2 protein-coding genes are annotated in these 11,879 nt (G+C 64.9%); one reads left to right on the plus strand and one right to left on the minus strand.

From position 1 onward, the window contains the following. The first annotated feature begins 186 nt into the window (after positions 1 to 186). Positions 187 to 10,491: a DUF5801 repeats-in-toxin domain-containing protein gene (locus MTX19_RS12460; RefSeq protein WP_280985989.1), complete on the plus strand. Its 10,305-nt coding sequence runs from the start codon at positions 187 to 189 to the stop codon at positions 10,489 to 10,491. Positions 10,492 to 10,635: 144 nt separating this feature from the next. Here MTX19_RS12460 and MTX19_RS12465 read toward each other — a convergent pair whose 3' ends face one another. Further along, positions 10,636 to 11,643, minus strand: coding sequence for a transglutaminase-like cysteine peptidase (locus tag MTX19_RS12465; protein ID WP_280985990.1), 1,008 nt, complete (start codon positions 11,641 to 11,643; stop codon positions 10,636 to 10,638). Between the last annotated feature and the right edge of the window lie 236 nt (positions 11,644 to 11,879).

Raw genomic sequence — 11,879 nt, forward strand, 5'->3', positions numbered from 1 at the left:
GCCAGTGGGCCAAGTCGACCTGGCTAAGCCTTTGTTCTTTCAGACCAGGCCTGTCCGATCTTTACCACACTGCGACGGAAAGTATTGATTAACCAAATAGATTTCTTGACCGTCGGTGGGGTTAACAATAGCTTAAATCTAAATTTTTCGACAAGCTTTCCTCTAATCGTTTTTTCGGAGTTGATAATGCAGGGTCAGTTTCAGGTTGCTCAGGCCGCCGGCACCGGAAATTCCGCCAATTCTGCTCCCGTTCGAATTTACAAGCTGACGAAGCCGCTGACCGATCAGGCGGTAATCGTCAATCTTGGGTACGACCAGAAGGTGCAGGTCGATTTTTCGGCGATCGCCAAGGAAAAAATCACCTTGGTCCACATCGGCGAAAAGCTGATCATCCTGTTCGACAACCAGTCGACTGTGACTGTCGAGCCGTTCTTCGATTCGCGCTCGGACCCGCTCAGCAACATCACGGTTGAGGTGGCACCGGGTCGCGACGTCTCGGGCCAAGAGTTCGCGACTCTGTTTCCGATCAGCACAGACGCCTCCGTGCTGCCGGCAGCCGACAATGGCGGCAACGCGAACGGCAACGCCCAGGCGTCCGGTGCGAACTTCAGTCCATTTGCGATTGATGCACTGGATCCTGTGCCCACCAATCAATTGGCTGGGCCGGAAACGCTGCCGAATTTTACGGACACACAGCCGACAGGCTTTGTGCTCGAGCAGACTTTCGTCGCACCGACCATCGCGGTCAATTCCACGGTTGCACTCACGCTAAGTGACGCAAACCTGACGGCAACGACCAACAACGGCTTCAATGGCACCGCGCACAGTGCGGCGTTGACGAGCGTAAAGGGAAACTTTGCCGCTGACTTCACCGATACAGCGGGAAGCACGGGCATCAGCTCGGTGAGCTACGCGCTCTCGATTCCCGGCAACGGCACCCCATCTGGTTTAATCGATTCGCAGACCCAGCAGCAGGACGTGCTGGTCCAGGTCAACGCCACGACGATCGAGGGGCACGTCGGTATCGCATCAGGTGCGCTCGCCTTCACGATTACTGTCGACCCGACGACGGGCGTGGTGACGTTCACCGAGGACCGAGCGGTCAACAACAACGGCACCGGTGCCACTGGCGTATCGCTGGCGGCCGGAACCGTGACGTTGACGCAGACGGTCGTGGACAATGATGGCGGCACGGCTTCTGCGAGCATCGATCTCGGCACCAAGCTGTCGATCACCGACGACAGGCCGATCGTCACGGTGGTGCCGGGCAGCGAGCCGTCGCTGATGCTGAGTGAGACGCACCTGACGGCTGCGACCAACAATGGGGTCGACGGCACGGCGCATAATTTGGCGCTGACCTCGGTCACGCACAGCTTTGCCGGTGCTTTCAACGACAATTTTGGCGCGGACGGCAGCGGTCCGACGGCGCTCGATCCGCATCCCGTGGTGTACACGCTGTCGATCGGCAATGGCGGTCTGTCGGGGCTTGTGGATTCGCAGAGCCAGCAGAACGACGTGCTGGTGCAGACCAGCTCCAACACGATCACCGGCTACGTCGGCAGCCAGGCGAGCGGCCTGGTGGCGTTCACCATCACGGTCGACGGCTCGGGGAACGTGACGTTCACCGAGGACCGTGCGGTCGACAACAACGGCACCGGCGCGACCGGGGTGTCGTTCGCGGCTGGGGCGGTGACGCTGACGCAGACCATCACTGATGGCGACGGTTCGAGCGCGAGTGCGAGCCTCGACCTCGGCGCCAAGCTGTCGATCACCGATGACGGCCCGACCGTGACGGTGGTGGCGGCGAACGAGCCGTCGCTGACGCTGAGCGAGACCCACCTGACGACGGGGACCAACCCGGACAGCGGCACCGCGCCGAGCCTGGCGCAGACCACGTCGACGGGCAACTTCTCTGGCGCCTTCACGGACGTGGCGGGCGCCGACGGCATCAAGTCGACGGCCTATTCGCTGACCATCAATGGCGGCAGCGGCACCGCGTCCGGCTTGGTCGACTCTCACACCCAGCTGAGCGACGTGCTGGTGCAGGTCAATGCCACCACGATCGAAGGCCATGTCGGCAACGCCGCCGGCGCGCTGGCGTTCACGATCTCGGTCGATCCGTCGACCGGCATCGTCACCTTCACCGAGGACCGCGCGGTCGATCAGCCGCAGAGCGGCAGCAATCCGTCTGCCACTCCGGCGCTGTTCACCGCCGGTGTGCTGACGCTGACCCAGACCGTGACCGACAATGACGGCACGACGGCCTCGGCGGGCCTCGACCTCGGCGCCAAGCTGTCGATCACCGATGACGGTCCGACCGTGACGGTGGTGGCGGCGAACGAGCCGACGCTGACGCTGAGCGAAACCCATCTGACGACGGGCACCAACCCGGACAGCGGTACCGCGCCGAACCTGGCGCTGACCACGACGACGGGCAACTTCTCGGGCGCCTTCACGGACGTGGCGGGGGCCGACGGCATCAAGTCGACGGCCTATTCGCTGACCATCAATGGCGGCAGCGGCACGGCGTCCGGCCTGGTGGATTCCCACACCCAGCTGAGCGACGTGCTGGTCCAGGTCAATGCCACGACCATCGAAGGCCATGTCGGCAGTGCTGCCGGTGCGCTGGCGTTCACCATCTCGGTCGATCCCTCGACCGGCATCGTCACCTTCACCGAAGACCGCGGCGTGGATCAGCCGCAGAGCGGCAGCAATCCGTCTGCGACGCCGGCGCTGTTCACCGCTGGCGTGCTGACGTTGACGCAGACCGTGACCGACAATGACGGCACGGTGGCTTCGGCCGGCCTCGACCTCGGCGCCAAGCTGGCGATCACCGACGACGGTCCGACCGTGACGGTGGTGGGGAAGGCTCCGACGCTGACGCTGAGCGAGACCCATCTGACGACGGGCACCAACCCGGACGACGGCACCGCGCCGAACCTGGCGCTGACCACGACGACGGGCAACTTCTCGGGCGTCTTCGCTGACGTGGCGGGCGCCGACGGCATCGAGTCGACGGCCTATAGCCTGACCATCAATGGCGGCAGCGGCACGGCGTCCGGCCTGGTGGACTCCCATACCCAGCAGAATGACGTGCTGGTCCAGGTCAACGCGACCACGATTGAGGGTCATGTCGGCGGCATCGGCGGCGCGCTGGCGTTCACCATCTCGGTCGATCCGTCGACCGGCATCGTCACCTTCACCGAAGACCGCGCCGTGGATCAGCCGCAGAGCGGCTCCAACCCCTCTGCCACTCCGGCGCTGTTCACAGCCGGTGTGCTGACGCTGACCCAGACCGTGACCGACAATGACGGCACGGTGGCCTCGGCCGGCCTCGATCTCGGCGCCAAGCTGTCGATCACCGATGACGGCCCGACCGTGACGGTGGTGGCGGCGAACGAGCCGACGCTGACGCTGAGCGAGACCCATCTGACGACGGGGACCAACCCGGACAGCGGCACCGCGCCGAGCCTGGCGCTGACCACGACGACCGGCAACTTCTCGGCCGCCTTCGCGGATGTCGCGGGAGCCGACGGCATCAAGTCGACGGCCTATACGCTGACGGTCAATGGCGGCAGCGGCACGGCGTCCGGGCTGGTCGACTCCCATACCCAGCTGAGCGATGTGCTGGTCCAAGTCAACGCTACCACGATTGAAGGCCATGTCGGCAACGCCGCCGGCGCGCTGGCCTTCACCATCTCGGTCGATCCCTCGACTGGCATCGTCACCTTCACCGAAGATCGCGCCGTGGATCAGCCGCAGAGCGGCAGCAATCCGTCTGCGACGCCGGCGCTGTTCACAGCCGGCGTGCTGACGCTGACGCAGACCGTGACCGACAATGACGGCACGGTGGCCTCGGCCGGCCTCGATCTCGGCGCCAAGCTGGCGATCACCGATGACGGTCCGAGCGTGACCGTTGTGGCGGGGAGGGAGCCGACGCTGACGCTGAGCGAGACCCATCTGACGACCGGGACCAATCCGGACAGCGGCACGGCGCCGAACCTGGCGCTGACCTCGACGACCGGCAACTTCTCGGCCGCCTTCACGGACGTGGCGGGCGCCGACGGCATCAAGTCGACGGCCTATTCGCTGACCATCAATGGCGGCAGCGGCACGGCGTCCGGCTTGGTCGACTCTCACACCCAGCTGAGCGACGTGCTGGTCCAGGTCAGCGCCACCACGATCGAGGGCCATGTCGGCGGCATCGGCGGTCCGCTGGCGTTCACCATCTCGGTCGATCCCTCGACCGGCATCGTGACCTTTACTGAAGACCGTGCGGTTGATCAGCCGCAGAGCGGCTCGAATCCGTCCGCCACACCGGGGCTGTTCACCGCCGGTGTGCTGACGCTGACCCAGACCGTGACTGACAACGACGGCACGGTGGCCTCGGCCGGCCTCGACCTCGGCGCCAAGCTGTCGATCACCGATGACGGCCCGACCGTGACGGTGGTGGGGATGGCTCCGACGCTGACGCTGAGCGAGACCAATCTGACAACGGGCACCAACCCGGACAGCGGCACGGCGCCGAACCTGGCGCTGACCTCGACGACCGGTAACTTCTCGGGCGTCTTCGCGGATGTGGCGGGCGCCGACGGCATCAAGTCGACGGCCTATTCGCTGACCATCAATGGCGGCAGCGGCACGGCGTCCGGCCTGGTGGACTCCCACACCCAGCAGAATGACGTGCTGGTCCAGGTTAATGCCACGACGATCGAAGGCCATGTCGGCAGTGCTGCCGGTGCGCTGGCGTTCACCATCTCGGTCGATCCGTCGACTGGCATCGTCACCTTCACCGAAGACCGCGCCGTGGATCAGCCGCAGAGCGGCAGCAATCCGTCTGCGACGCCGGCGCTGTTCACGGCCGGCGTGCTGACGCTGATGCAGACCGTGACCGACAATGACGGCACGGTCGCTTCGGCAGGCCTCGACCTCGGTGCCAAGCTGGCGATCACCGACGACGGTCCGAGCGTGACGGTGGTGGCAGGGAGGGAGCCGTCGCTGACGCTAAGCGAGACCCATCTGACGACCGGGACCAATCCGGACAGCGGCACTGCGCCGAACCTGGCGCTGACCACGACGACCGGCAACTTCTCGGCCGCCTTCGCCGACGTGGCGGGCGCCGATGGCATCAAGTCGACGGCCTATTCGCTGACCATCAATGGCGGCAGCGGCACCGCGTCCGGTCTGGTGGATTCCCATACCCAGCAGAACGATGTGCTTGTCCAGGTCAACGCCACCACGATCGAAGGCCATGTCGGCGGCATCGGCGGCGCGCTGGCGTTCACGATCTCGGTCGATCCGGCGACCGGCATCGTCACCTTCACCGAAGACCGCGCGGTCGACAACAATCTGGCGGCTGCCTCGCTGACGGCCGGCGTTCTGACGCTGACGCAGACCGTGACCGACAATGACGGCACGGTGGCCTCGGCCGGCCTCGACCTCGGCGCCAAGCTGTCGATCACCGACGACGGTCCGACCGTGACGGTGGTGGCGGCCAACGCGCCGTCGCTGACGCTGAGCGAGACCCATCTGACGACGGGGACGAACCCGGACAGCGGCACGGCGCCGAACCTGGCGCTGACCACGACGACCGGCAATTTCTCGGCCGCCTTCACGGACGTGGCGGGCGCGGACGGCATCAAGTCGACGGCTTATAGCCTGACGCTCAATGGCGGTAACGGCACGGCATCGGGTCTGGTGGACTCCCACACTCAGCAGAGCGACGTGCTGGTCCAGGTCAATGCCACGACAATTGAAGGCCATGTCGGCAGCGCCGCTGGTGCGCTGGCGTTCACGATCTCGGTCGATCCCTCGACCGGCATTGTGACCTTCACCGAGGACCGTGCGGTCGACCAGGCGCAGAGCGGCTCGAATCCGTCCGCCACTCCGGCCCTGTTCACCGCCGGCGTGCTGACGCTGACGCAGACCGTGACCGACAATGACGGCACAGTGGCCTCGGCGGGCCTCGACCTCGGGGCCAAGCTGGCGATCACCGATGACGGCCCGACCGTGACTGTTGTGGCAGGGAGGGAGGCGTCGCTGACGCTGAGCGAGACCCATCTGACGACGGGCACCAACCCGGACGACGGCACGGCGCCGAGCCTGGCGCTGACCACGACGACCGGCAACTTCTCGGCCGCCTTCACGGACGTGGCGGGAGCCGACGGCATCAAGTCGACGGCCTATACGCTGACCATCAATGGCGGCAACGGTACGGCGTCAGGGTTGGTGGATTCCCACACCCAGCAGAATGACGTGCTGGTGCAGGTCAATGCCACCACGATTGAGGGTCATGTCGGCGGCATCGGCGGCGCGCTGGCGTTCACCATCTCGGTCGATCCGTCGACCGGCATCGTCACCTTCACCGAGGACCGCGCGGTCGATCAGCCGCAGAGCGGCAGCAATCCGTCTGCCACTCCGGCGCTGTTCACCGCCGGTGTGCTGACGCTGACCCAGACCGTGACCGACAATGACGGCACGACGGCCTCGGCGGGCCTCGACCTCGGCGCCAAGCTGTCGATCACCGATGACGGTCCGACCGTGACGGTGGTGGCGGCGAACGAGCCGACGCTGACGCTGAGCGAAACCCATCTGACGACGGGCACCAACCCGGACAGCGGTACCGCGCCGAACCTGGCGCTGACCACGACGACGGGCAACTTCTCGGGCGCCTTCACGGACGTGGCGGGGGCCGACGGCATCAAGTCGACGGCCTATTCGCTGACCATCAATGGCGGCAGCGGCACGGCGTCCGGCCTGGTGGATTCCCACACCCAGCTGAGCGACGTGCTGGTCCAGGTCAATGCCACGACCATCGAAGGCCATGTCGGCAGTGCTGCCGGTGCGCTGGCGTTCACCATCTCGGTCGATCCCTCGACCGGCATCGTCACCTTCACCGAAGACCGCGGCGTGGATCAGCCGCAGAGCGGCAGCAATCCGTCTGCGACGCCGGCGCTGTTCACCGCTGGCGTGCTGACGTTGACGCAGACCGTGACCGACAATGACGGCACGGTGGCTTCGGCCGGCCTCGACCTCGGCGCCAAGCTGGCGATCACCGACGACGGTCCGACCGTGACGGTGGTGGGGAAGGCTCCGACGCTGACGCTGAGCGAGACCCATCTGACGACGGGCACCAACCCGGACGACGGCACCGCGCCGAACCTGGCGCTGACCACGACGACGGGCAACTTCTCGGGCGTCTTCGCTGACGTGGCGGGCGCCGACGGCATCGAGTCGACGGCCTATAGCCTGACCATCAATGGCGGCAGCGGCACGGCGTCCGGCCTGGTGGACTCCCATACCCAGCAGAATGACGTGCTGGTCCAGGTCAACGCGACCACGATTGAGGGTCATGTCGGCGGCATCGGCGGCGCGCTGGCGTTCACCATCTCGGTCGATCCGTCGACCGGCATCGTCACCTTCACCGAAGACCGCGCCGTGGATCAGCCGCAGAGCGGCTCCAACCCCTCTGCCACTCCGGCGCTGTTCACAGCCGGTGTGCTGACGCTGACCCAGACCGTGACCGACAATGACGGCACGGTGGCCTCGGCCGGCCTCGATCTCGGCGCCAAGCTGTCGATCACCGATGACGGCCCGACCGTGACGGTGGTGGCGGCGAACGAGCCGACGCTGACGCTGAGCGAGACCCATCTGACGACGGGGACCAACCCGGACAGCGGCACCGCGCCGAGCCTGGCGCTGACCACGACGACCGGCAACTTCTCGGCCGCCTTCGCGGATGTCGCGGGAGCCGACGGCATCAAGTCGACGGCCTATACGCTGACGGTCAATGGCGGCAGCGGCACGGCGTCCGGCCTGGTGGATTCCCACACCCAGCTGAGCGATGTGCTGGTCCAAGTCAATGCCACGACAATTGAAGGCCATGTCGGCAGTGCTGCCGGTGCGCTGGCGTTCACCATCTCGGTCGATCCGTCGACCGGCATCGTGACCTTCACCGAGGACCGCGCGGTCGACCAGGCGCAGAGCGGCTCGAATCCGTCCGCCACGCTGACGCTGTTCACCGCCGGCGTTCTGACGCTGACGCAGACCGTGACCGACAACGACGGCACGGTGGCCTCGGCCGGCCTCGACCTCGGCGCCAAGCTGGCGATCACCGATGACGGTCCGACCGTGACGGTGGTGGGGAAGGCTCCGACGCTGACGCTGAGCGAGACCAACCTGACAACGGGCACCAACCCGGACGACGGCACGGCGCCGAACCTGGCGCTGACCACGACGACAGGCAACTTCTCGGGCGTCTTCGCTGACGTGGCCGGCGCCGACGGCATCAAGTCGACGGCTTATAGCCTGACCATCAATGGCGGCAGCGGTACGGCATCCGGTTTGGTGGACTCCCACACCCAGCTGAGCGATGTGCTGGTTCAGGTCAGCGCGACCAAGATCGAAGGTCATGTCGGCGGCGCCGCTGGTGCGCTGGCCTTCGTCATCTCGGTCGATCCGTCGACCGGTATTGTGACCTTCACCGAGGACCGTGCCGTCGATCAGGCACAGAGCGGCAGCAATCCGTCGGCCACCCCGGCGTTGTTCACGGCCGGGGTGCTGACGCTGACGCAGACCGTGACCGACAATGACGGCACGGTGGCCTCGGCGGGCCTCGATCTCGGCGCCAAGCTGGCGATCACCGATGACGGTCCGACCGTGACGGTGGTGGCGGCCAACGCGCCGACGCTGACGCTGAGCGAGACCCATCTGACGACCGGCACCAACCCGGACAGCGGCACCGCGCCGAGCCTGGCGCTGACCACGACGACGGGTAACTTCTCTGGCGCCTTCACGGACGTGGCGGGTGCCGACGGCATCAAGTCGACGGCGTATAGCCTGACCATCAATGGCGGCAGCGGCACGGCATCCGGCCTGGTGGACTCCCACACTCAGCAGAGCGACGTGCTGGTCCAGGTCAATGCCACCACGATCGAAGGCCATGTCGGCAGCGCCGCTGGTGCGCTGGCCTTTGTCATCTCGGTCGATCCGTCGACCGGCATTGTGACCTTCACCGAGGACCGTGCGGTCGACAACAATCTGGCGCCCGCCTCCCTGACTGCCGGCGTGCTGACGCTGACGCAGACCGTGACCGACAATGACGGCACGGTGGCTTCGGCGGGCCTCGATCTCGGGACCAAGCTGTCGATCACCGACGATACGCCGCATTTCGGTGAAATTGACACGGCGATCATCACGGACTCGGCAGGTTATTCGGTGACGGGCAATATTACCTTCGTTACCGGTGCCGACGGCTTCGGAACACCCGCGGCCAGCCTGGTCGGCAATACGGCGCCCGCCGGTTTGATGTTTGATGGCCAGGCGGTGAGCTACTACGTCGATCCGAGCAATCCCGAGCTCCTGATTGCCTATATCGGTACGGATCACACCATAGCTGCCGATCAGGTCTTCACCCTGTCGCTCGATCCGAGCAACGATCAGTATACGTTCACGTTGCTGCAGCCCTTCACCGAGAGTTCGCTCCTGTCCGTGACAGGTGCAACCTCGTTCGGATCGGGACCAGCTCAGGAGCAGATCCTGACCTCCAATGGAAATGAGGTGGCCGTCATTTCCGGCTCGAACAGCGGCGGCGCAGCGTCAGTGAACGGCTCGACCGCAGGATGGGGCGTCGATAACAACAACTTCGACCCCGGCGAGAAGATGTTGTTCGACTTCACGAACAATGCCCAGTTCACTCCGGGAGGGGCTACGGGCTTCACCCCGGTGGCAGGTACCTTGGATGCCAATTTTACGTTCTCGAAGAGCTTCAGCTTCAGCTACGTCGAGACATACGGCCATTACGTTGGGGGCACGTTCCACGTTGATGGTACGATCACCGGAACGGTCAACAACGTCAGCAGTTGGACCAGCCCAACGCTTTCCACGGCGCTTCCTGGCTACCAGGCCGGGGACCAAATGGGTTCACTTCAACTGAGTGACCTTTCCGGACAGTCAACCAAGGTGGACTTGACCGGCGTGGATGTACTCACGACCATCAATGTCTCGGAGAATCTCAGCTTTACGGTCCACACGACTGACGGTGACGGAAGCACTGCGGCCCCCGGTACGATCAATGTCGATATCAACGGCGGCACCAGCCTCTCCGGAACCGGCAACGAAGTTCTTGCCGTCGCGCCCGGCGACACCGTCACCCTGACGGGCAACAATAACACGATCCAGTTCGATCATCCGACTGACGGTGGTACTTTGGGGATCAGCGTCACCGGGTTCAATGCAGCCACTGACGCCATCTCCGTGTCGGCGGCGGGCTTCACCGCAGGCAGCATCACGTTCGGCGAGGTCTTCAACAATACCCAGGTGCAAAACAGCACGTCGAATGCGTTCACCAATAGTTCCGAGCGCTTCCTGTTCGATAGCACGAACCATACGCTCTACTATTCGCCCGACGGGACGACAGCGCACGAGCAAGCGCTGGCTATCCTGAACGGCGTTACGCAGATCAACGCGACGAACATCCACGTCGCGCATTGAAATCCGAAGCCAATTGACTTCGGTTTCTGATCTGAGCTGTTCGCCCCGGATTCGATCCGGGGCGAACGGAGAGGGATCTCGGGCGTTCTCGCTTACCCAAGACCAACCGGAGCCGGTCCGGAAGACAGTTAAGTCACCGGGCCCTCACATCCACAGCGGCAACGAGTTCAGTTCAACAGCGCCGTCGTTCGGCTCGTTCAATCCATTCCATTCCCCAGCATCATTGTCCTTCGCCGCAGCGGGGACGGCCTCGACTTCGCCCGCGAGCAGCGGGCGCTTCACGTAGGGGGCTGCAAGGAGACCGACCCCGTTATGGTCGATCGCGAACAAGGGTGTAAGGCCTAGAGCATCGGAGTCCTCGAGCAATTCCGGGCGCCTGCTGTCCAGGATCAGCCAGCGGCCATCGAGACGAGCAGCCAGGACCGCATGATCCTGCCCAAGCGAACGATCGCGGCCCAGCACCAATCGCAGGTCATCGCGCGGGAAGCCGGCTTGCTGCAGAGCCACGTATTTGGCGATTGCGTAGTCCTCGCAGTCGCCTTTTGCGGTTGCAAATGATGCCAACGGCGCGCTCCAGCGATCCGCTTCGCCGAATTGCGCATAATCGCTGACGTAGCGGATGGCGGCGTTGACGCCAAGATTGGCCTCTTCAAGCTGAGCTCGGCCAGACTTCCCCTGGACGGCACTGATCAGGCGCAGGAATTGCGCGGCGTTGGGGGGGCAGTCCTTGGCGCCGTCGCGGCAACGATCCAGGACGGCTTGTTCTTTCGCCATGTCGGCTTCGAGGCCGCGCCATTTCCGCCACAGCATCCCGTCGGGCGCGCGGAACGTGAACAGGCCAAATGGCTCCGTCCCTCGCGCCGGTGCTTCCTTCGGAGCAGGCATTGCATCGGTTGCGACGTTCGCCGGCGTCAGCGATGCGAGGCGCGTGGCGCCCGGGCCGCGCCCCTTTTGACGATCGATTTTCGCAAGGACGGCGTCGATGGTGAAGAACGTCGCCGCGGCTCGCACCGGTCTGGCGTCGGTGCCCGACGCAGACTCGCTGGAGTCAGCCCCCACGTCGTCGGCGGCTCGCGCAGTCGTTGAAACCGAATATGCACCCAGAGAAAGAATGAACGCAGCAACAAGTGCGGGTGAGCCCGGCTTCCGCAATCTCAAGCGCGGTGTCATGAATGACGTCCCCTGTGTCAGGGACGTCGTCAACGTCTTTGCGTCGATCTGCCGTCCCTATCTGTTATCGGGACGGAGGGTGCAGCCTTGGCCGCTTAAGCGGGGTTAAGGTGCGCTGCGGGTGGGGGGAATGTCCGTAATGCGGTCAACGGCAGGTTGGCGGGATCGTTCGAAGTTGAACGATCGGAAGATATCATCCGTTAAGCAAATCTTGGCCC

The sequence above is a fragment of the Bradyrhizobium sp. ISRA464 genome (assembly GCF_029910095.1).
Classification (GTDB): domain Bacteria; phylum Pseudomonadota; class Alphaproteobacteria; order Rhizobiales; family Xanthobacteraceae; genus Bradyrhizobium.